We start from the raw sequence: 22382 nt of genomic DNA, 5'->3' as shown, positions 1-22382 counted from the left end.
TCAACCCTTCATCATGTTCACGTCTTCGACCGCGATCGAGCCGCGGTTGCGGAAGAAGACGACGAGAATGGCAAGTCCGATGGCGGCCTCCGCCGCCGCGACCGTCAGCACGAACAGCGCGAACACCTGGCCGACGAGGTCGCCGAGAGCCGCCGAAAAGGCGACGAAATTGATATTGACCGCAAGCAGGATCAACTCGACCGACATCAGGATGACGATCACGTTCTTACGGTTCAGGAAGATGCCGAACACGCCGAGCGTGAAAAGGATCGCCGATACGGTCAGATAATGTGCGATGCCGACGACCATCTCAGACTCCTTCGCCCGACTTGACCTTGCGGATTTCCATGCCCGTCGCCGCCGTGCGGGCGACCTGGGCTGCGATCGACTGCCGCTTGACCCCTTCCTTGTGGCGCAGCGTCAAAACGATGGCACCGATCATGGCCACCAGCAGCACGAGGCCCGAGATCTGGAAGTAGTAGAGGTAGTCCGTATAGAGGATGTCGCCGAGCGCTGCCGTATTCGAGCGCGCCGCGAGATCGGGAATCGGCTTCGATACCGTCGAGGCGAGCTGCGGCGCGAAGGTATAGCCGCCGAGCACCACGATCAGTTCCGCCGCCAGGATCAGTCCGACCAGCGCGCCGATCGGCGCATATTGCAGAGCGCCCTCCTTCATCTCGGCGAAGTCGACGTCGAGCATCATGACGACGAACAGGAACAGCACCATGACAGCGCCGACATAGACGACGAGCAGGATCATCGCCAGGAACTCGGCGCCCGTCAGCATGAACAGGCCGGCGGCGTTGAAGAAGGTCAGGATCAGGAACAGCACCGAATGCACGGGGTTGCGCGACGAAATGACCATGAACGCCGACGCCACGGCGACAAAGGCGAAGAGGTAGAAAAAGGCCGCCTCTAGTCCACTCAGCATTGGGGTTCCCCCGGGTTCCTGTCCAAACAGGACGTTCGTCCTGTTTGTTGTCTGTGGCTTCGTTCCGCCTCCGGTGCGAAGCCGCGTTGTCCTAGCCCATGTTCCAACCGGGTTGAAAGACCCGGCGCAAAGAAACATGGGCAACTCTGAAGTCCTGAGGGATGACCTTGCCTGAAATGCTTCGGGTCATCCCCGGACAAGGGCCCTCGCCCCTGTCCATGCGATATCAGCGGTACGGTGCGTCCAGCGAGATGTTGCGCGCCAGTTCGCGCTCCCACCGGTCGCCATTCGCCAGCAGCCTATCCTTGTCGTAGTAGAGTTCCTCGCGCGTCTCGGTCGCGAATTCGAAATTCGGCCCCTCGACGATGGCGTCGACCGGGCAGGCTTCCTGGCAGAAGCCGCAATAGATGCACTTCACCATATCGATGTCGTAGCGCACGGTACGGCGCGTGCCGTCGTTGCGGCGCGGGCCGGCCTCGATGGTGATGGCCTGCGCCGGGCAGATCGCCTCGCACAATTTGCAGGCTATGCAGCGTTCCTCGCCATTGGGATAACGGCGCAAGGCATGCTCGCCGCGGAAGCGCGGGCTCACCGGCCCTTTCTCGTGCGGATAATTGATCGTCTCCTTCGGCGCGAAGAACTGGCGCATCGACAAGAAGAAGGCGCTGACGAAATCCTTCAGCAGCAGCGATTTGGCGGCCTGGGACAGAGCGGACATCACGCAAACCCCGTGATCTTGAGGAAGGCGGCGGTCAGCACCACCATGAACAACGAGATCGGCAGGAACACCTTCCAGCCAAGCCGCATCAGTTGGTCGTAGCGGTAACGCGGCACGAACGCCTTCACCATGGAGAACATGAAGAACATCAGGCAGATCTTGAGCACGAACCAGATCACCCCCGGCACCCAGGTGAAGGGCGCGAAGTCGAACGGCGGCAGCCAGCCGCCGAGGAACAGGATGGTGGCCAGCGCGCACATCAGCACGACGGCGACATATTCGCCGAGGAAGAACAGCAGGAACGGCGTCGACGAATATTCGACCATGTGGCCGGCGACCAGTTCCGATTCGGCTTCGACGAGGTCGAAAGGCGGGCGATTCGTCTCGGCTAGCGCCGAGATGAAGAAGATGACGAACATCGGCAACAGCGACAGCCAGTGCCAGTCGAGGAAGGTGTTGGGCAGGCCGAGCCTGGTGCCCAGCCCATCCTGCTGCGACAGCACGATGTCGGACAGGTTGAGCGAGCCGACGCAAAGCAGCACGGTGACGATGACGAAGCCGATCGAGACCTCGTAGGACACCATTTGTGCTGCCGAACGCAGCGCCCCGAGGAACGGATATTTCGAATTGGACGCCCAGCCGCCCATGATCACGCCATAGACCTCGAGCGAGGAGATGGCGAAGACATAGAGGATACCGACATTGACGTTGGCGACGGCCCAGCCCTGGCTGACCGGAATGACCGCCCAGGCTGAGATCGCCAGAACCGCCGATACCAACGGCGCCAAAAGAAACACGCCCTTGTTGGCGCCGGACGGGATCACCGGCTCCTTGAAGACGAACTTCAACAGATCGGCAAAGGCCTGCAGCGTGCCCCAGGGGCCGACGACGTTCGGGCCGCGGCGAAGTTGCACCGCCGCCCAGATCTTGCGGTCGGCATAGAGCAGGTAGGCGACGGCGATGAGAAGCACGACGATCAGCACGACCGACTTCAACACGATGATCAGCGCCGGCAGCACGTAAAAGGAGAAGAAGGTGTCCATGCTTATTCCGCCGCCTGCTTGAAGCCGCTCTTGGCCAGCGCAGAGCACTCCGCCATCACGGCAGAGGCCCGCGCGATCGGGTTGGTCAGGTAGAAGTCCTGGACCGGCGACGTGAACGTGCCCTTGTTCAGCCGTCCGCTGAGCTTCGCCACATTGGCGATATCCTCGGCATTGCCCGCAGCAACCTGGTCGATGCGGGCAAGATGCGGGTACTCGCCGTAGAGTTTAGCGCGCAGCTGCGGCAGTGAATCGAACGGCAACTTCTTGCCCAGTACATCCGACAATGCCCTGATGATGGCCCAATCCTCGCGCGCGTCGCCCGGCGCGAAGCCGGCGCGGTTGGTCTGCTGCACGCGCCCTTCCGTGTTGACATAGGTGCCCGACTTCTCGGTGTAGGCAGCGCCCGGCAGGATGACGTTGGCGCGGTGCGCGCCGGCATCGCCATGGGTGCCCACATAGACCACGAAAGCGCCGCCGGTCTTTGCCATGTCGATTTCGTCGGCGCCCAGCAAGAACAGCACGTCCGTCTCGCCCAGCATGCCGGCGACGTTCCTGCCGCCCTCGCTCGGCACGAAGCCAAGGTCGAGGCCGCCGACGCGTCCAGCCGCATTGTGCAGCACGGCAAAGCCGTTCCAGTCCGCGCGCGCGGCGTTCACGGCCATGGCGAGCTTCGCTGCCTGGCCGAGCACCGCCGCGCCATCGGGGCGTGCCAGCGCGCCCTGGCCGACGATGATGAGCGGATGCGTGGCCTTCTTCAGCACCTGGAAGAACTTGCCATCACCGTCGGCCAGATCCTTGAGCGATTCCGGTCCTGCGCCCAGCAGTTCGTAGTCATAGCGTGTATCCCCGACATCGCCGATGACGCCGACCGGCAGATTGCCGACCCGCCAGCGCTTGCGGATGCGGGCGTTGAGCACCGAGGCTTCGAAGCGCGGATTGGCGCCGATGATCAGCACCGCGTCCGCCTGTTCGATGCCTTCGATGGTGGGGTTGAAAATGTAGCTTGCCCGGCCAAGCGACGGGTCGAGCGCGGCGCCGTCCTGGCGGCAATCCATGTTCTTCGAACCGAGTGCGGCCATCAGGAGCTTCAGCGCGTAGATTTCCTCGACCGCGGCAAGATCGCCCGCTATGGCGCCGATCTTCTCGGGCGTAGTCTTCGACACGGCGTCCTTGATCGCCGTGAAGGCCTCGGCCCAGCTCGCCGGGACCAGCTTACCGTCCTTGCGTACATAGGGCCGGTCGAGACGCTGCGTGCGCAGGCCGTCCCAGATGAAGCGGGTCTTGTCGGAGATCCACTCCTCGTTCACCGCCTCGTTGACGCGCGGCAGGATGCGCATCACCTCGCGGCCGCGGCTGTCGACGCGGATCGCCGAGCCGACGGCATCCATGACGTCGATGGATTCGGTCTTGGTCAGTTCCCACGGCCGTGCCTGGAAGGCGAAAGGCTTGGAGGTCAGCGCGCCGACGGGGCACAGGTCGATGACATTGCCCTGCAGCTCCGAGGTCATCGCCTGCTCGAGATAGGTGGTGATCTCGGCATCCTCGCCGCGGCCGATCAGGCCGAGTTCGGAAATGCCGGCAACCTCGGTGGTGAAGCGAACGCAGCGCGTGCAGTGGATGCAGCGGTTCATCACCGTCTTGACCAGCGGGCCGATATACTTGTCTTCGACCGCGCGCTTGTTCTCGTGATAGCGCGAGGAATCAACGCCGAAGGCCATCGCCTGGTCCTGCAGGTCGCATTCGCCGCCCTGGTCGCAGATCGGGCAATCCAGCGGATGGTTGATCAGCAGGAATTCCATCACGCCTTCCCTGGCCTTCTTGACCATCGGCGTGTTGGTGAAGATTTCCGGCGCTTCTCCGTTCGGACCGGGACGCAGGTCGCGCACGCCCATGGCGCAGGACGCTTGCGGCTTGGGCGGCCCGCCCTTCACCTCGATCAGGCACATGCGGCAATTGCCGGCGATCGACAACCGCTCGTGGAAGCAGAAGCGCGGCACTTCCGCCCCCGCGTCCTCTGCCGCCTGCAGCAGCGTGTAATGGTCGGGTACAGTGATTTCTTTCCCGTCGACCTTGAGCTTTGCCATTCGCCTCAAACCTCTGCGGATTTCCCGCAATCTCATTTCCCGGGCGCGACAGACGCGGCGCCCGGCATTTCACTCACTTCTTCGCGGCCAGCACAGCCGCCTGGGCAATCCAGTCGTCGCGCACGATACGGCCGTTGAACGACAGGTAGTCGTCGACCCAGGCGATCTCTTCGGGTGACCAGTCGGCGATCTGGCGGAACGTCCAGATGCCGAGCCCGTTGAGCACCGTCTCCAGCTTCGGGCCGATGCCCGATATCTTCTTGAGATCCGAAGGCTTCGCCGGCCTGTCCACAGCCTTGGGCTGCCTGAAATCCTCGGGCAGCAGCACATCCGGAAGCTCGTCCGCTGACCGCCCCGCCTGTGCCGCCGGCACCGTGGTGGTGGCCTCCCTGGCGGCAATGTCGGTGACTTCCTGCGCGAAGGACTGCGCCTCCGCAATCAGGGTCTTGGCCGTCGCCCGCGCTCTGGTGGATGAAAGGCTCGCATCCTCGAATTGTTCGACGCGCGCCTCGAAATCCTCGATGAGCGGCTGCATGAGGCGTTGCGACGCCTCGGCTGCGCCCGACAGCGCGCCCAACCAGACGCCGAAAGCGTGGTTGGCGAGCCCAAGTCCCAGAGCCGACATCGCCGCCGCGCCCGCGACAGGGTGCGCCAGAAGGTTGACGGCGCCGGCCATCTCCTTCGGCATCATCCTGGTCAGGTCCTGGTTCATCTTCTCGATCTGGTCCAAATTGGGCATCAACGGGTGGGGTGTCGAATACGGCGCCATAGAATTCTCCTGGTCGTTTCTTCGTTCGCCCCGCCCCGTTCTTCTCGCTCCGGGCTATCGCCCATTCAATGCTTCTCTATTCCGCCGCCACCAACACCGGCTCGGCCCGGTGCGCGTTGCGCGAAAATTCGTCGATGCGCCGCTCCACCTCGCCGCGGAAGTGCCGCATCAGGCCCTGGATCGGCCAAGCGGCCGCGTCGCCCAGCGCGCAAATCGTGTGGCCTTCGACCTGCTTGGTCACGTCGAGCAGCATGTCGATCTCGCGCTTCTGCGCCTCGCCGCGCACCAGCCGCTCCATCACCCGCCACATCCAGCCGGTGCCTTCACGGCACGGCGTGCATTGGCCGCAGCTCTCATGCTTGTAGAAGTAGGACAGCCGCGCGATGGCTTTGACGACATCGGTCGACTTGTCCATGACGATGACGGCCGCCGTGCCGAGGCCGGATTTGAGGTCGCGCAGCGCGTCGAAATCCATCGGCGTATCGATGATCTGCTCGGCCGGCACCAGCGGCACCGAGGCGCCGCCAGGAATGACCGCCAGAAGATTGTCCCAGCCGCCACGGATGCCGCCGCAATGCGTCTCGATCAGCTCGCGGAATGGGATCGACATCGCCTCTTCGACGGTGCACGGATTGTTGACGTGGCCGGAGACGCAGAACAGCTTGGTGCCGACGTTGTTGGGCCGGCCGAAGGATGAGAACCAGGCCGCGCCCCGGCGCAGGATCGTCGGCGCCACCGCGATCGATTCGACGTTGTTGACGGTGGTCGGGCAGCCATAAAGGCCGACATTGGCCGGAAATGGTGGCTTCAGCCTGGGCTGGCCCTTCTTTCCCTCGAGGCTTTCGAGCAGCGCCGTCTCCTCGCCGCAGATATAAGCCCCGGCGCCATGGTGCATATAGACGTCGAAATCGTAGCCTGAAGTGTTGCCCTTGCCGATCAGCTTGGCCTCATAGGCCTCGTCGATGGCACGCTGCAGCGCCTCGCGCTCGCGGATGAACTCGCCGCGCACATAGATATAGGCCGCGACCGCGCCCATGGCGAAGCCGGCGAGCAAGGCGCCTTCGACCAGCGTGTGCGGATCGTTGCGCAGAATGTCGCGGTCCTTGCAGGTACCGGGCTCGGATTCGTCGGCATTGATGACGAGATAGCTCGGCCGGCCGTCACTCTGCTTGGGCATGAACGACCATTTCAAGCCGGTCGGGAAACCGGCGCCGCCGCGGCCGCGCAGGCCCGACGCCTTCATCTCGTTGACGATCCACTCGCGCCCCTTGGCGACGATGCCGGGCGTGTTGTCCCAGGCGCCGCGCGCCATTGCGCCGGCCAGCGACTTGTCGAAGAGGCCGTAGATGTTGGTGAAGATGCGGTCTTTGTCCTGAAGCATTGTTCGTCCCTCAGACCGGCTTCTTGCCGAAGACGCGGATATATTCGGCGACGCCGCCCTTGGCGAGCGCCTTGGCCTGCTTGACCCAGTCGTCTCGCTCGATGCGGCCGCGGAAGGAGAGATAGCTGTCCACCCACTCCCGTTCGGCCTTCTTCCAAGACGCAACCTGGGCGAAGGTGAAGATGCCGAGCGAATGCAGGATGCTCTCGGTCCTCGGGCCGACGCCGGAGATCAGCTTGAGATCGTCGACCAGCGCCGGCCTGGCGATGCCGGCCGGCCGGTTCTTGTCTTCCAACGAAGGCTTGGCCGCTTTGGCGGGAAGCTTGGTTTCCGGCGACTTGAACGCGGAAGCCGGCTCAGCCTTGTTCAGGGGGCCGCTGCGCGGCTTCAAAACTTTCTCGACCTCGGGCGCCGCCTTGTTGGCGTTTGTCGCCGAGTGGCGGGGAGCCGCGACGCTCGCCGCTTTTTCCGTTGCCGACGCGACCTTGGCCGGCGACGGCGTTTTCAGCGCCGGGCTGGTTTCAGCCGCATCGGTTTTCGGCTTGCTGGCATTGGACGGCGCGACAGGGGTGGCGGCCGGCGTTGGCACCGGCGCCGCGATGATCGCGTCGGGTGCCGCCTTGGCGGCCTTGGCGGCTTCCCTGGCCTCCCTGTCACGGGTCGACTTGAGGATCGCCTTCTCGCTTTTCAGCGTCGTGAGGCCGGCGGCCGGCTCCGAGCCGGTGCGGCCGTTCTGCGGCCCCGGCGTCACCGAGGCCCCCTTGCCCGCATCGTAGAGATCAATGATTTCGGCCAGCCGTTCCGGCGTCAGGTCTTCGAACGTGTCCTTGAAGATCATGACCATCGGCGCGTTGACGCAGGCGCCGAGGCATTCGACCTCTTCCCACGACAGCGTTCCCTTGTCGTTGGTGTGGAACTGGTCATGGTGGATCTTGGAGCGGCACACGTCCATCAGCGCTTCCGAGCCGCGCAGCATGCAGGGCGTGGTGCCGCAAACCTGGATGTGCGCCCGCGTGCCGACAGGATTCAGCTGGTACTGCGTGTAGAAGGTCGCGACCTCGAGCCCGCGGATGCGCGGCATGCCGAGCATGTCCGAAATCGTCTCGATCGCGGCCTTGGTGACCCAGCCTTCCTGTTCCTGCGCCAGCATCAGCAGTGGAATGATCGCAGACTGTTCCCGGCCCTTCGGGTACTTCTTGATCCATTGCTTGGCCGCGGCCGCGTTCGCCCGGTTGAAGGCGAAGGATGCTGGCTGGACGCTGGCTTCTGCGAGACGACGGACTGACATTTAGCGATCGACCTCACCAAACACGATGTCGAGGGAGCCGAGGACGGCGGTGACGTCGGCCAGCATGTGACCGCGGCACAGGAAATCCATGGCCTGGAGATGCGCGAAACCGGGCGCGCGCAGCTTGCAGCGATAAGGCTTGTTGGTGCCGTCGGAGACCAGATAGACGCCGAACTCGCCCTTGGGCGCCTCGACCGCCGCATAGACCTCGCCGGCCGGCACGCGGTAGCCCTCGGTGTAGAGCTTGAAGTGGTGGATCAGCGCTTCCATCGAGCGCTTCATCGCCTGGCGCTTTGGCGGCACGACCTTGCCGTCGAGGTTCGACACCGGCCCGGCGCTTTCCTTGCCGAGCAGGAGATCGATGCACTGGCGCATGATCTTCGCCGACTGGCGCATCTCTTCCATGCGCACGAGGTAGCGGTCGAAACAGTCGCCGTTCTTGCCGATCGGAATATCGAAATCGAGCTCCGAATAGCATTCATAGGGCTGCGATCTGCGCAGGTCCCAGGCAGCGCCCGAGCCACGCACCATGACGCCGGAAAAGCCCCAGGCCCAGGCGTCGGCCAGCGAAACCGTGCCGATATCGACATTGCGCTGCTTGAAGATGCGATTGCCGGTCAGCAACTGATCGAGGTCGTCGATCGACTTCAGGAACGGATCGATCCACTTGCCGATGTCCTCGAGCAGCTTCTGCGGCAGGTCCTGGTGGACGCCGCCCGGACGGAAATAGGCGGCATGCATGCGCGAACCCGAGGCGCGCTCATAGAACACCATCAGCTTTTCGCGCTCGACGAAGCCCCACAGAGGCGGCGTCAGCGCGCCGACGTCCAGCGCCTGCGTCGTCACATTGAGGATGTGCGACATGATGCGGCCGATCTCGCAGTAGAGCACGCGGATCAGCTGACCGCGCTTCGGCACCTCGATGCCGAGCAGGCGCTCGGCGGCCAGTGCGAAGGCATGCTCCTGGTTCATCGGCGCGCAATAGTCGAGCCGGTCGAGATAAGGCACTGCCTGCAGGTAGGTTTTGTGCTCGATCAGCTTTTCGGTGCCGCGATGCAAGAGCCCGATATGCGGATCGACACGATCGACCACTTCGCCGTCCAACTCCAGAACCAATCTCAAAACACCATGCGCGGCAGGGTGTTGCGGTCCGAAGTTGATGTTAAAATTGCGGACGGAGGTTTCAGCCATTACTGCTTTGCCTTCTCATCCCCTGGCAGCACGTAATCGGTGCCTTCCCATGGGGACAGAAAATCGAAATTGCGGAATTCCTGCTTCAGTTCCACCGGCTCGTAGATGACGCGCTTGGCCTCGTCGTCGTAACGCACCTCGACGAAGCCGGTCAGCGGGAAATCCTTGCGCAGCGGGTGACCGTCGAAACCGTAATCGGTGAGGATGCGCCGCAGATCCGGGTGACCCGAAAACAGCACGCCATAGAGATCGTAGGTCTCGCGCTCGAACCAGTCGGCGCCGGGATAGACGCCGGTGATCGACGGCACCATCGTCTCCTCGTCGGCCTGCACCTTGATGCGGATACGCACGTTCTGCTTCGGCGACAACAGGTGATAGACGACGTCGAAGCGCTTGGCCCGTGACGGATAATCGGCGCCGCAGACATCGATGACCGAGATGAATTGGCAGCGCGGATCGTCGCGCAGGAAAGTCACCACTTCGATCAGATCGCGCGGTTCGACATGGATGGTGAGTTCGCCATAGGCGAACACTGCTTCATTGACGCGGCCAATCAATTTTTCGCCGAGATAGGTCGACAGTTCGCTCAGGGATGCGGCCATGGATTTACCGTTCGATCGTGCCGGTGCGGCGGATCTTCTTCTGCAGCAGAAGAATGCCATAGAGCAGCGCTTCGGCGCTCGGCGGACAGCCGGGCACATAGATGTCGACCGGCACGATGCGGTCGCAGCCGCGCACCACCGAATAAGAATAGTGGTAATAGCCGCCGCCATTGGCGCAGGAGCCCATCGAGATGACGTAGCGCGGCTCCGGCATCTGGTCGTAGACCTTGCGCAGCGCCGGGGCCATCTTGTTGGTCAGCGTGCCGGCAACGATCATGATGTCGGACTGGCGCGGAGACGCGCGAGGAGCAACACCGAACCGCTCCGAATCGTAGCGCGGCATCGAGGTGTGGATCATCTCGACGGCGCAGCAGGCGAGGCCGAAGGTCATGAACATCAGCGAGCCGCTGCGCGCCCAGGTGATCAGCGCCTCGGTCGAGGTGACGAGAAAGCCCTTGTCGGCGAGTTCGTTGTTGATTTCGAGGAAGAACGGATCATCGGACCCAACCGGCCTGCCGGTATTGGGATCGATCAGACCCTTGGGCTTCGGCGCGACGAGCGTGCCGGAACTGTCGCTCAATCCCATTCGAGCGCTCCTTTTTTCCATTCATAGGCAAAGCCGATGGTCAGCACCGCCAAAAACACCATCATCGACCAGAAACCGAGCATGCCGATTTTCGAGAACGACACCGCCCACGGAAACAGGAAGGCCACTTCCAGGTCGAAGATGATGAACAGGATCGACACCAGGTAGAAGCGGATGTCGAACTTCATACGGGCGTCATCGAACGAGTTGAACCCGCATTCGTAGGCGGAAAGCTTTTCCGGGTCGGGATTGCGGTAGGCCACCAGGAACGGCGCCACGATAAGCGCGACGCCGACAGCCGCCGCCACTGCGATAAACAGGACGATGGGCAGGTACGAACTGAGAAGTGCGTTCATGCTGCGGCTTTCCGTTGGCGCCAATCCATTTTGATTACAGCACCAGACCCCATTTCGGAAGCGTGACAGTTTAACCGCTGAACCGTTTTAAGGGGCCTTTGCTGCAACGCGGCGAGGGTTAGCGCAGCGCTTCCGGCGAAGCAAGTCAAACCTTGTTCAAAACACTGGCCTGGACGGCATAAGGGAAGAAACTGGTCCGATCCGCTCCTGTCTGATTTCCTTCGCTTTTTACTCCACTTTTCTCTCCTGACAGAGTTGCCGCCAAAACCCTGCTAACATGGCCGGAATCAACTGTCCGAACGACGCTCAACAAGCCATCAGAGTCGCATCCGAATGAAGGAAAAGATCTCGCTTGCCACGGCCCGGCGTATCGCGCTCGCCGCCCAAGGGTTCACTGATCCCCGCCCCGCCGGCACGCCCGACCGACGCCACTTCGCCCGCGTGCTCTCGCGTACCGGCCTGCTGCAGATCGATTCCGTCAGCGCGGTGGTGCGCGCTCACTACATGCCGCTCTATTCGCGCCTTGGTCCCTACCCGTTCGCCTTGCTCGACAACGCCGCCGTCACGCGCAAGCGCACGGTTTTCGAATACTGGGCGCACGAGGCTTCCTTCCTGCCGGTCGAGACCTATCCCCTGATGCGTTGGCGCATGCAGCGCGCGGAGCGTGGCGATGAAATGTATCTGGGTCTCGCCAAATGGGGCCGCGAGCACGCCGCCTATATCGAAGAGATCTACCGCGAGGTCGCGGAGCGCGGCCCGATCGCCGCCTCCGCGCTCGAAGGCCAGAAAGGGTCCGGCGGCTGGTGGGGCTGGAGCCACGCCAAGCATGCCTTCGAATGGCTGTTCTGGGCAGGACGCATCACCACCGCGCACCGCCGTGGCTTCGAACGCTTCTACGATCTGCCCGAGCGCGTGCTGCCGCAGGCGATCCTCGATCTGCCGGTGCCGTCAGCCGAGGACGCGCATCGGGAATTGCTGCGGATATCCGCCCGCGCTCATGGCGTCGCGACAGCAAGCGACCTGCGCGACTATTTCCGCCTGTCGCCGGCCGACATGAAGGGCCGGCTGGAGGAGCTGGTTGAAACAGGCGAGCTGGTGCCGGTGCGTGTCGAGGGCTGGAACAAACCGGCTTACCTCCATAAGGAGGCCCGTATTCCACGAAAAATCGAGGCCCGCGCCTTGCTGGCGCCGTTCGATCCGGTCGTTTTCGAGCGCTCGCGCACGGAGCGGCTGTTCGATTTCCACTACCGCATAGAAATCTACACCCCTGCCGAAAAACGGCAATACGGCTATTACGTCCTGCCGTTCCTGCTCGGCGACAGGATCGTGGCGCGCGTCGACCTCAAGGCCGACCGGCCGGCCAGCGTGCTACGCGTCCACGCGGCCTATGCCGAGCCCGGCGCGCCGCCTGAAACCGCCGCGCAACTCTTCCAGGAATTGACGCAGATGCAGGGCTGGCTCGGCCTCGAACGGATCGAGGTTACGCCCGCCGGCGACCTTGGGCAGCCGCTCGCCGACATTGCCGTGTCGTAGACGCGCGTTGACACCGCCGCCTGCAAGAGCCTAAATCCATTCCAGACGGTCTCCTCTCGGCAAAGGGAGGAGCCAAGAGGGAATGCGGTGCGAAATCTCGATTTCAAATCCGCGGCTGTCCCCGCAACTGTAAGCGACGAGCCAAGGCCGAAAACCACTGGGACGGTCCCGGGAAGGCGGCACGAAGGCGATGACCCGCGAGCCAGGAGACCTGCCGTCTGAGACATAAGAATCCGATCGCCCGGCGGGTTTTCCGGGCAAGGAGCCCGATTTGGAACGCGACAGCAGTTTCCCGGCTGAAACAGCGGACATTTTGTCTGGCGATAGCGACTTGTCTGGCGATAGCGACGCCTTGGCCGGCGTCACTGTCATCATCTGCGCTTCCTGCCGCGACGAGACCGGTTCCGATGCCCATCCCCGCGCCGGCGAAGTTTTGGCTCAAGATACGCGCCAAGCCGCAACGGCCGACAATGTCCGTGTCCGCACCGTCGAATGCCTCGGCAACTGCAAGCGCCGTCTCAGTGCCGCGATTCTTCGCGACGGCTGCTGGAGTTATGTCTTCGGCGACCTGAACATCGCCAGCGGCGCCGATCTCGTCACCGGCGCGAAACTCTTCGCCGCTTCGACCAACGGCCTCATTCCGTGGCGTGGTCGCCCGGATTCCCTCAAGCGCGGCCTCGTCGCCCGCATTCCTCCCCTCGACATGCTGAAGGACTGATCATGACCGCCGCAGTTTCCGCCGCCACTCTCTCCCGCGTCCCCTGTACCGTGGTCACCGGCTTCCTGGGTGCCGGCAAGACCACGCTGGTCCGCCATCTCCTGGAGAACGCGGGCGGCAAGCGGATCGCCATCATCGTCAACGAATTCGGCGACATCGGAATCGACGGCGAGATCCTCAAGGGCTGCGGCATCGACACCTGCCCGGAGGAAAACATCGTCGAACTGGCCAATGGCTGCATCTGCTGCACCGTCGCCGACGATTTCGTCCCGGCGCTCGACCAGATCCTGTCGCTGACGCCGAAGGTCGACCACATCCTGATCGAGACCTCAGGCTTGGCTCTGCCCAAGCCGCTGGTCCAGGCCTTCCAGTGGCCGACAGTGAAGAGCCGGGTGACAGTCGACGGCGTAATCGCCGTGGTCGACGGTCCGGCATTGGCCGAGGGGCGCGTCGCCAACGACATGGACGCCCTGCAGGCGCAACGCGCGCAGGACCAGACACTGGACCACGACGACCCCGTCGAGGAGGTGTTCGAGGACCAGATCGCCTGCGCCGACCTCATCATCCTGTCGAAGAGCGACCTGATGGATGCCGCAGGTTCGGCTCGCGCCAACGCCATCATTGGCGAACACTCCGCCCGCGCCGTGAAGGTCGTGCCGACGGCTCATGGCAAGGTCGATCCGTCCGTGCTGCTCGGGCTAGGCCTCGCCGTCGAGGACGACATCGAGAACCGCAAGTCCCATCATGACGGCGCCTTCGACCACGAGCACGACGACTTCGATACGTTCATCGTCGACATCCCCTCGATCGCCAACCCGGACGACCTGGCAAAGCGCGTCGCGACCGCCGCCGAACAGGAGAACGTGCTGCGGGTGAAAGGCTTCGTCGAGGTCGGCGGCAAGCCGATGCGGCTGTTGCTGCAGGCGGTCGGTCCGCGCGTCAATCATTATTATGACCGCGCCTGGACGGCTGACGACGACCGCCGCTCGCGCCTGGTCGTCATCGGCCTCAAGGGGCTGAACCGCCCGGCGATCGAGCATATCCTCGCCGGCTGAGGCAACACCGACCGCGATGCACATCCTCACCACCACATCCGCCTCGCTCGACGATCTCGCCGAGCCGGTCGATCTGCGGCAGACGCCGGCGGAAATGGTGGCGCTGTCCTTCACGGACAGCGACCTGGCCGGACTGGCAGCGGCCTGGAAAGGCGACGCCGATCGGCTGCCCACGATGCGGCTGGCCGCGCTGCGCGACCTGCGCCACCCCATGTCCGTCGACCTCTGGATCGACAGCGTCGCCCGTCACGCCAAAGTCATTCTGGTGCGTATTCTCGGCGGTTACGAGTGGTGGCGCTACGGCTGCGACCAGTTGGCCGTGGTTGCCCGCGAGCGCGGCATAAAGCTGGCGCTGCTGCCCGGCGAGAGCCATGACGAGGATATCAGGCTGATCGAAGCCTCGACGCTGCCGCGCGAGGAACTGGACGGGCTGCTCAATTATTTCCGCCAGGGCGGCCCGGCCAATATGAGCGCGCTGGTGCGCAGGCTGGCGCGATTGGCGGGGTCTGATGGCGAGATTGCCGAGCCGGTAAGCGTGCCGAAAGCCGGGTTTTATGAGCCGGGGCGCGGAGTCGTGGAGAAGCCGGACTTATCGAATGTTGACGATCCTTCACACCCCCCTCTGTCCGGCAGGACATCTCCTCCGCAAGGGGGGAGATCGGCTGTCATCAAGGCCGGCTCCTCTTCTGTCCCCTTGGACAGGGATTTATCTCGACCATCCGCGATAGGCGAAATCGTCGATGAAAGAGCAATCTCCCCCCTTGCGGGGGAGATGTCCGGTAGGACAGAGGGGGGTGTGACGGAACTCGACGCCGGCAACGTCAACCCACCCGTGATTCCCATCCTCTTCTACCGCTCGATGCTGCTCGCCGCCGATGTCGCGCCCATCGACGCGCTTTTCGAGGCGCTACGGCAGCGCGGCATGCTGCCGGTGCCGATCTTTGTCTCCAGCCTGAAAGACCCGGAATCTCTGGCTTTTGTTGAAACCGCGATTGCCCAGCCCAAGCCCGCCGCCATCATCACCGCGACCGCTTTCGCGTCCGGCGCCGAACCCGGCGTCGAAACCCTGTTCGACCGCGCCGGCGTTCCCGTCTTCCAGGTCATCGTCGCCACCACCCGCCGCGACGTATGGGAGAAGAACCAGCGCGGGCTGGCCCCCGCCGACCTCGCCATGCATGTCGTTCTGCCCGAACTGGACGGCCGCATCCTCGCCGGCGCCGTTTCGTTCAAGGGCGAAAGCGAGACCGACCCGGCGCTCGGCCACCGCGCCTTTGCCAACCGGCCGGAGCCCGATCGCGTCGAACAGGTGGCGGACCGGGTCGCGGCCTTCATCAGGCTTCGGGAAACGCCGCGCGCCGAGCGCAAGGTCGCTATCCTGATCCCCGATTACCCAAGCGCTCCCGGCCGCACCGGCTATGCGGTCGGGTTGGATGTGCCATCCAGCGTGCTGGCGATGCTGCACGACCTCCAGGAACAGGGCTATGCGGTTGAAGGGATCCCGCAATCGCCGCGTGCGTTGCTGGATTTGCTGGAGTCCGGCAAGGCCGGGCTGGGGCTGGATGAGTACCTTGCCCTCTCAACGGAATTGCCGGGCGCAGCAATTGCTGCCGTAGAAGCAGCTTGGGGCAAAGCCGAAGGCGAGACAGGTTTGCGCGAGGCACCCCCCTCTGTCCTGCCGGACATCTTCCCCGCAAGGGGGGAGATTACGCCGTCATCTCTGTCTTCGCCAATCTCCAACGTTGCAAGAGTAGCTCCAGCGTCGAAACTGCCAATCTCCCCCCTTGCGGGGAAGATGTCCGGCAGGACAGAGGGGGGTGTTCAAGCGCTGCCCGCCGCCAAATTCCCCTTCCGCGCCGCGACCTTCGGCAACATCACCGTGGCGCTGGCTCCAGACCGCGGCCGCTCGGCCGACCGCCGCGCCGACTATCACGACCCGACGCTGCCGCCGCGCCATGCGTTGCTCGCCTTCGGCCTGTGGCTGCGCAAATTGCTCGGCGTCCATGCGCTCATCCATGTTGGCGCGCATGGCACGCTGGAATGGCTGCCGGGCAAGACGGTTGCGCTTTCGCAAAGCTGCTTCCCCGAGATCGTCACCGGTCCCCTGCCCGTCATCTATCCCTTTATCGTCTCCAATCCCGGCGAGGCGGCGCAGGCGAAGCGGCGGATCGCCGCCGTCACGCTCGGCCATCTGCCGCCGCCGCTCACCGGCGCCGGATTGGACAAGAACCAGCACAGGCTCGAACGGCTGGTCGACGAATACGCCCAGGCTGACGGTCTCGACCGCCGCCGCCGCGACCGTCTGGCCAGTCTGATCGTCGAAACCGCGCAGACGACGGGCCTCGCCGCGGAGGCCGGCGTTGCCCGCACCGACGCGCCGGACGAGGCCCTGCGCCGCATCGATGCCTGGCTCTGCGACCTGAAGGATTTCGCTATCAAGGATGGGCTGCATGTCTACGGCCGCGCGCCCGACGAAGAGCCCGACCTTATGCGCCGGCAAAGCGCCGAGGCCGAAAAGGCCGCCCTTCTTGCCGCGCTCGACGGTCGTCATGTCACCGCGGGCCCGGCCGGCGCGCCCGCGCGCGGGCGTTCCGACGTTCTGCCCACCGGCCGCAACCTGTTCACGTCGGACCCGCGCGCCATGCCGACGCCGACGGCTTACGACATCGGCAAGGCTGCCGCCGAGGAAGTGGTGCGCGCCTATATGCAATCGCATGGCGACTGGCCGCGCTCGCTGATCATCGACCTCTGGGGTTCGGCGTCTTTGCGCACCGGCGGCGAGGAGATCGCGCAGGGGCTTTCGCTGATGGGCTGCCGCCCGCAATGGGATGCCGCCACAGGCCGCGTCACCGGCATCGAGGTGTTGGCGCCGGCAGCGCTTGGCCACCCGCGCGTCGACGTCACCTGGCGCATATCGGGCCTGTTCCGCGACATGTTCCCGACCCAGATCGCGCTGATCGATGCCGCTGCCAACGCCGTTGCCGCGCGCGACGAGGACGATTCGGAAAATCCGCTCGCCGCAAGGACCCGCGCCGAGGGCAAGATCAGCCCGCGCATCTTTGGCACCTCGCCTGGCACTTACGGCGCTGGCGTCGAGGAAATCCTGTCGAGCGGCGACTGGGCGGCGCGCGAGGAAATCGGCCGCGCCTATCTCGATGCCACATCGCATGCCTATGGCGGCGCCGGCGGTGAGGGGATCGCCGCGCCCGGCGCATTCGAGAACCGCATCGCCGAAGCCGATCTTCTCGTCCACACCGGCGACGATCCCGGCCGCGACATCCTCGAAGGCTCGGCCGATGTCGCTTTCATCGGCGGCTTCTCGGCCGCCCTTGCAGCGCTTGGCAGGAATGCCGACGTCATCGTGCTCGACACGACCGATCCGCAGAGGCCGAAGCCGCGTTCACTTAGTGAGGCCGTGACGCGCGTCGTGCGCGCCCGCGCCGTCAACGCCCGCTTCATAGCGGGCCAGATGCGCCACGGCCCGCGCGGCGCCTCGGAATTCGCCGAAACGGTCGACCGGCTGGTTGGCTTCGCCGAAACCACACAGGCCATACCGGGCGCGCTGATAGACGCCGTGCACGATGCCTATCTCGGCGATGCGGACGTCCGCGCCTTCATCCTGCGCGAAAACCCGGCCGCCGCGAAAGCCATTGCCGAACGCCTCCTGTCGGCGCGACGGCGGGGCCTCTGGCATCCCTTGCGCAATTCGATCGACGACGACCTCGCGGCACTGATTGCCGAGGCACGGGAGTTGGCGGCATGAACGCCTACTCCCGCCGCGGCGCCTGCCCGGCCCTTTCGGCGCCGATGCAGACCGGCGACGGCCTGCTGGTGCGGCTCAACCCGGTCGCCGGAGGCCCATCTTCTGGCGGATTGTCGCCGAAGCTTCTGATCGGGCTGGCAGAATCCGCCCTGCGGCACGGCAACGGCATCATGGAAGTGACAGCGCGCGGCAGCTTGCAAATACGCGGATTGACCACGCAAAGTGCAACCCTGCTGGCGAAGGAAGTCGATGCGCTGGGCATTGTGGTCCGCACTGGCGTACCAGTGGAGACCGGACCACTGGCCGGCATCGATCCGCAGGAGATCGTCGACCCCAGGCCGCTGGCTGATCGGATCAGGGAAGCGGTCGAGGACGCCGGGCTGTCGCAGCGGCTCGGGCCGAAGGTTTCGGTCGTTGTCGACGGTGGCGGGCAACTGACGATGGATGCTGTGACGGCCGACGTGCGGCTGAAGGCGGCGAGCACCGAGGCGGGAATCCGCTGGCGGGTGTCGGTTGCCGGTGACGGGCGGAATGCGAAAGTGTTGGCAAAGGTCAACGCGCATGCCGCTAGAGACATAGCCGTCGCAGCGCTTAGGATGGTGGCTGAAAAAGGCCGCGAAGCGCACACACGGGATTTATCGGAGAGGCAAATAGCGTCTCTCGCAAGTTGGCATTCTACGGCGCCCCCCTCTGTCCTGCCGGACATCTCCCCCACAAGGGGGGAGATTGCTCATTCACGCTCGCCTTTGCCAATTTCCTGGGATGCAGAAGGAGAGCCGGCGCCCGAACCGCCAATCTCCCCCCTTGTGGGGGAGATGTCCGGCAGGACAGAGGGGGGCGCCGTAGAGCACCCTCGCTCGCCGATTGGCGTTTTCGACTTGAACACTGGCCGCGCTCTCGGCATCGGTCTCCCCTACGGCAGCATGCCCGCCGAAAGGCTCATCGCCCTCGCTCAAAGCGCTCTCACCCTCGGGACGTCAGAAATCCGCCTCGCCCCGGGCCGCGCCCTGCTCTTCCTCGGCCAGCCACCAGCCGCCAATCCTTCCCTCCAGCAAACAGCCGCCACCCTCGGCTTCGTCACCGCCCCCACCGACCCGCGCACGCGCATCGCTGCTTGTCCCGGCGCGCCGGCTTGCGCCTCGGGTCGCATCGCCACGCGCGACATTGCCGAGGCGATCGCCACCGAAAACGCCGATAGTCTTGACTTCACCTTGCATGTTTCTGGCTGCGCCAAGGGTTGCGCGCATCCCGGCCCAGCGGCGCTGACCGTGGTCGGCGGCGAAAATGGAGCCGGACTTGTCGTGAACGCGACGGCAAAGGCCCTTCCTGCCGGTTACAGGCCGGGCTATGACGCCGCGCGCGGCATCGGCCGCGTCGCGGCGGCAATCCGCAGCGCACGCTATCAGGGCGAGACCGCCGCCGCCTGCCTGACGAGGCTGGGGCCGGCCGGCATCGCAGAGGCTTATCGACAGGAATGACAATGGTCGCCTACGACTACATCCACGACGGCACGGCGATCTACGAACGCTCCTTTGCCATCATCCGCGCCGAGGCTGATCTCGCGCGCTTTTCCGAAGCAGAGGCCGATGTCGCGGTCCGTATGATCCATGCCTGCGGCCAAGTGGAAGCCGCCAAGGATTTTGTCTTCTCCAGCGATTTCGTTGCCGCCGCACGGGCCGCGCTTGCCGCCGGCGCGCCGATCTTCTGCGACGCCGAAATGGTCTCGCACGGCGTCACCCGCGCCCGCTTGCCTGCCGGCAACGAGGTGATCTGCACGCTGCGCGATCCGCGCACGCATGAAATCGCCAGGACGATCGGCAACACACGTTCTGCCGCCGCGATCGACCTGTGGGGCGAGCGCATCGCCGGTTCGGTGGTAGCCATCGGCAATGCGCCGACCGCACTCTTCTACCTCCTGGAGAAGCTGCGCGACGGTGCGCCGAAACCGGCCGCCATCATCGGCATGCCGGTGGGCTTCGTCGGTGCCGCCGAATCGAAGGATGCGCTGGCGCAGAATTCCTACGGCGTACCCTATGCAATCGTGCGCGGCAGGCTTGGCGGCAGCGCCATGACCGCGGCAACCCTCAATTCCCTGGCGAGGCCCGGCCTATGAACGCGCTTCCCAAAACCGGCTCAAGGGGCCGCCTGGTCGGCGTCGGTACCGGTCCCGGCGACCCAGAACTGTTGACGCTGAAGGCCGCGCGTGCGCTGGCCGAGGCCGATGTGGTGGCGTATTTCGCCAAGCGCGGCAACAACAGCAATGCGCGCGCCATCGTCGAGACGCGCTTCCGGCCCGACATGCTGGAGCTGCCGTTGCTCTATCCCGTGACCACGGAGATCGACAAGGATCACGACGATTACCGCGCGCAGATATCGGCCTTCTACGAGGAGTCCGCCGAGACCGTTGCCGGTCATCTGGATGCCGGTAGGATGGTCGCCGTGCTGTCGGAAGGCGATCCGCTCTTCTACGGCTCCTACATGCATCTGCATGTGCGCCTCGCCCATCGTTTTCCGACCGAGGTCATTGCCGGCGTTACCGCCATGTCGGGCTGCTGGTCGGCGACCGGCCTGCCGATCGTTCAGGGCGACGACGTGCTGACCGTGCTGCCGGGCACGATGAGCGAGTTCGAACTGACCCGGCGCCTCGCCGACACCGATGCCGCCGTCATCATGAAGGTCGGCCGCAACCTGCCCAAAATCCGGCGGGCGCTGGAGGCCACCGGCAAGCTGACACGCGCCGTCTATGTCGAGCGCGGCACCATGCCGGGCAGCGTCTCGATGCGGCTCACCGACAAGCCGGACGACAAGGCGCCCTATTTCGCCATTGTGCTCGTTGCCGGCTGGTCCGGACGCCCTGTCGCGTCGGCGGGTGGCGCATGAGCGGCCGCCTCACTGTCATTGGGCTCGGACCTGGCAACGCCGATCAGGTGACGCCGCAGGCGAGCCACGCCGTCGCCGAGGCAAGCTTCTTCTACGGCTACAAGCCCTATCTCGACCGGCTGGAATTGCGCCCGGACCAGACCCGCATCGCCTCCGACAATCGCGAAGAGCTTGCCCGCTCCAACGAGGCGCTGGCGAAGGCGGCCGAAGGTCACAATGTCGCCGTCGTCTCCGGGGGCGATCCAGGCGTCTTCGCCATGGCGGCGGCCGTCTGCGAGGCGATCGAAGCCGGCCCCTCCGAATGGCGCGCGATCGATCTCGCAATCGTGCCTGGCGTCACCGCCATGCTCGCAGTCGCCGCCCGCATCGGGGCGCCGCTCGGCCATGATTTCTGCGCCATCTCGCTGTCCGACAATCTGAAGCCATGGGACCTGATCGAACTGCGCCTGCTGGCGGCCGCCGGCGCCGGCTTCGTCATCGCGCTTTACAATCCGATCAGCAAGGCGCGCCCTTGGCAGCTTGGCCGCGCCTTCGAATGTCTGAAGGCCATTCTGCCGGGCACCACGCCCGTCATCTTCGGCCGCGCCGCAGGCCGGCCTGACGAACGCATCGAGGTGTTCCTGCTGGCGGATGCCGATGCCGACAAGGCGGACATGGCAACCTGCATCATCATTGGTTCGCCGGAAACCCGGATCATCAGGCGCGGTAACAGGCCGGCGCTGGTCTACACGCCGCGCTCCGCGGCAGGCTCGACAAGATGATCGACCATGTCGGCAAGCTGATCAACGGTCGCAGCCGAAGGAATCTCCGGCAGCGCAGGCCTGTGCACCATGACGACGTCGAGGCCAAGCGCCCGCGCCGCGGCGATCTTGCCATAAGTCGCCGCGCCGCCGCTGTCCTTGGATACAACGATGTCGATACCGTGCCGCTGGAGCAGCGTGCGTTCCTCCGCCTCGCGAAACGGCCCGCGCGCCAGGAGATAGGTGGCATCGGGCACTGCCAGCTTCGGCTCGACCGGATCGACGCTGCGGATGAGATAGTGGTGCTGGGGCGCGGCTTCGAAAACCGCGACCTCCTGCCGGCCGAGAGCCAGGAATACACGGCGCGGCGCCGGTCCAAGCGCCTGCACGGCATCGCCTGTCGTATCGACCTGCGTCCAGCGATCGCCCTCGACAGGCTCCCAGCCGGGACGGCGCAGAGCGACGATCGGCACCCCAGCCATGCGCGCGGCCTGCGCGGCATTGGCGGAAATTCGCGCCGCGTAGGGATGCGTGGCGTCGATCAGCAGCTCGATGCTTGTCTCCTTGAGATAGGCGGCCAGACCATCGGCGCCACCAAACCCTCCACTGCGTACCGGCACGCCCTGCGTCACCGGGCTTTCGGTGCGGCCCGCCAGCGACAGCGTCACCGAGTGACCGGCTGCCAGTTTTCCAGCCAGTTGCCGGGCTTCGGTGGTTCCGCCGAGGATCAGAATGCGGTGGGTCATC

General features: G+C 64.8%; 20 protein-coding genes, 1 pseudogene and 1 riboswitch. Of the genes and pseudogenes, 8 read left to right on the top strand and 13 right to left on the bottom strand.

Annotated features, from left to right (window positions below):
* From nuoK to FJ973_RS04790, 12 genes are all read right to left on the bottom strand, one after another.
* Positions 1–309, bottom strand: a complete 309-nt coding sequence (gene nuoK, locus FJ973_RS04845; RefSeq protein WP_019858930.1) for an NADH-quinone oxidoreductase subunit NuoK — start codon at positions 307–309, stop codon at positions 1–3.
* A 1-nt stretch (position 310) separates the two neighbouring features.
* The gene (locus tag FJ973_RS04840) at positions 311–931 is read right to left on the bottom strand and encodes an NADH-quinone oxidoreductase subunit J (RefSeq protein WP_140495585.1); all 621 of its coding nucleotides are present in this window, start codon (positions 929–931) and stop codon (positions 311–313) included.
* 226 nt (positions 932–1157) lie between these two features.
* Entirely contained in the window at positions 1158–1649 is a 492-nt protein-coding gene (gene nuoI / locus FJ973_RS04835; RefSeq protein ID WP_140495584.1) for an NADH-quinone oxidoreductase subunit NuoI, read from the bottom strand.
* Positions 1649–2692, bottom strand: coding sequence for an NADH-quinone oxidoreductase subunit NuoH (gene nuoH, locus FJ973_RS04830; protein WP_140495583.1), 1044 nt, complete (start codon positions 2690–2692; stop codon positions 1649–1651). Before nuoH ends, nuoI begins: the two co-directional genes overlap by 1 nt.
* A gap of 2 nt (positions 2693–2694) precedes the next feature.
* Positions 2695–4776: an NADH-quinone oxidoreductase subunit NuoG gene (gene nuoG, locus FJ973_RS04825; protein ID WP_140521141.1), complete on the bottom strand. Its 2082-nt coding sequence runs from the start codon at positions 4774–4776 to the stop codon at positions 2695–2697.
* Positions 4777–4849: 73 nt separating this feature from the next.
* Positions 4850–5545 carry an NADH-ubiquinone dehydrogenase gene (locus tag FJ973_RS04820; protein ID WP_140521142.1) on the bottom strand — a complete coding sequence of 232 codons (696 nt, stop codon included), beginning with the start codon at positions 5543–5545 and terminating at the stop codon, positions 4850–4852.
* A gap of 76 nt (positions 5546–5621) precedes the next feature.
* Positions 5622–6926 carry an NADH-quinone oxidoreductase subunit NuoF gene (gene nuoF, locus FJ973_RS04815; protein ID WP_140521143.1) on the bottom strand — a complete coding sequence of 435 codons (1305 nt, stop codon included), beginning with the start codon at positions 6924–6926 and terminating at the stop codon, positions 5622–5624.
* Positions 6927–6936: 10 nt separating this feature from the next.
* Positions 6937–8214, bottom strand: a complete 1278-nt coding sequence (locus FJ973_RS04810; RefSeq protein ID WP_140495579.1) for an NADH-quinone oxidoreductase subunit E — start codon at positions 8212–8214, stop codon at positions 6937–6939.
* On the bottom strand, positions 8215–9405 hold the full coding sequence (locus FJ973_RS04805) for an NADH-quinone oxidoreductase subunit D (protein WP_140495578.1): 1191 nt from the start codon (positions 9403–9405) through the stop codon (positions 8215–8217). It lies immediately after the preceding gene.
* Positions 9405–10007, bottom strand: coding sequence for an NADH-quinone oxidoreductase subunit C (locus FJ973_RS04800; RefSeq protein WP_140495577.1), 603 nt, complete (start codon positions 10005–10007; stop codon positions 9405–9407). The genes FJ973_RS04805 and FJ973_RS04800 overlap by 1 nt, the downstream gene beginning before the upstream one ends.
* 4 nt (positions 10008–10011) lie before the next feature.
* Complete coding sequence (locus FJ973_RS04795) at positions 10012–10593, bottom strand: NADH-quinone oxidoreductase subunit B (protein WP_140495576.1); 582 nt, start codon at positions 10591–10593, stop codon at positions 10012–10014.
* Entirely contained in the window at positions 10584–10949 is a 366-nt protein-coding gene (locus FJ973_RS04790; protein WP_140495575.1) for an NADH-quinone oxidoreductase subunit A, read from the bottom strand. Before FJ973_RS04790 ends, FJ973_RS04795 begins: the two co-directional genes overlap by 10 nt.
* Positions 10950–11282: 333 nt before the next feature.
* On the opposite strand from FJ973_RS04790, the gene FJ973_RS04785 reads away from it, so the two are divergent.
* From FJ973_RS04785 to FJ973_RS04750, 8 genes and pseudogenes are all read left to right on the top strand, one after another.
* Positions 11283–12482, top strand: a complete 1200-nt coding sequence (locus tag FJ973_RS04785; protein ID WP_140495574.1) for a winged helix-turn-helix domain-containing protein — start codon at positions 11283–11285, stop codon at positions 12480–12482.
* Between the two features lie 29 nt (positions 12483–12511).
* Positions 12512–12716, top strand: a riboswitch (cobalamin riboswitch).
* Positions 12717–12753: 37 nt separating this feature from the next.
* On the top strand, positions 12754–13200 hold the full coding sequence (locus FJ973_RS04780; RefSeq protein ID WP_140495573.1) for a DUF1636 family protein: 447 nt from the start codon (positions 12754–12756) through the stop codon (positions 13198–13200).
* Between the two features lie 2 nt (positions 13201–13202).
* Positions 13203–14255: a cobalamin biosynthesis protein CobW gene (gene cobW, locus FJ973_RS04775; protein ID WP_140495572.1), complete on the top strand. Its 1053-nt coding sequence runs from the start codon at positions 13203–13205 to the stop codon at positions 14253–14255.
* A gap of 16 nt (positions 14256–14271) precedes the next feature.
* A complete protein-coding gene (locus tag FJ973_RS04770; RefSeq protein ID WP_140555000.1) occupies positions 14272–18015 on the top strand; it encodes a cobaltochelatase subunit CobN in 3744 nt (1247 codons plus the stop codon).
* Positions 18012–19572 (top strand): annotated as a pseudogene (gene cobG / locus FJ973_RS04765) (precorrin-3B synthase). Before FJ973_RS04770 ends, cobG begins: the two are co-directional and overlap by 4 nt.
* Positions 19496–20128, top strand: a complete 633-nt coding sequence (locus FJ973_RS04760) for a precorrin-8X methylmutase (protein WP_140554998.1) — start codon at positions 19496–19498, stop codon at positions 20126–20128. Before cobG ends, FJ973_RS04760 begins: the two are co-directional and overlap by 77 nt.
* Positions 20125–20895, top strand: a complete 771-nt coding sequence (locus FJ973_RS04755) for a precorrin-2 C(20)-methyltransferase (RefSeq protein WP_140554997.1) — start codon at positions 20125–20127, stop codon at positions 20893–20895. Before FJ973_RS04760 ends, FJ973_RS04755 begins: the two co-directional genes overlap by 4 nt.
* Complete coding sequence (locus tag FJ973_RS04750; protein WP_140521149.1) at positions 20892–21656, top strand: precorrin-3B C(17)-methyltransferase; 765 nt, start codon at positions 20892–20894, stop codon at positions 21654–21656. The genes FJ973_RS04755 and FJ973_RS04750 overlap by 4 nt, the downstream gene beginning before the upstream one ends.
* On the opposite strand, the gene FJ973_RS04745 is transcribed toward FJ973_RS04750, so the two are convergent.
* Entirely contained in the window at positions 21620–22381 is a 762-nt protein-coding gene (locus tag FJ973_RS04745) for a cobalt-precorrin-6A reductase (RefSeq protein ID WP_140554996.1), read from the bottom strand. The two genes, FJ973_RS04750 and FJ973_RS04745, sit on opposite strands and share 37 nt — an antisense overlap.
* Position 22382: the final 1 nt, after the last annotated feature.

Origin of the sequence: Mesorhizobium sp. B2-1-3 (assembly GCF_006442495.1) — a bacterium.
Classification (GTDB): Bacteria; Pseudomonadota; Alphaproteobacteria; order Rhizobiales; family Rhizobiaceae; genus Mesorhizobium.
This window is presented reverse-complemented; position numbering and strand designations above follow the sequence as displayed.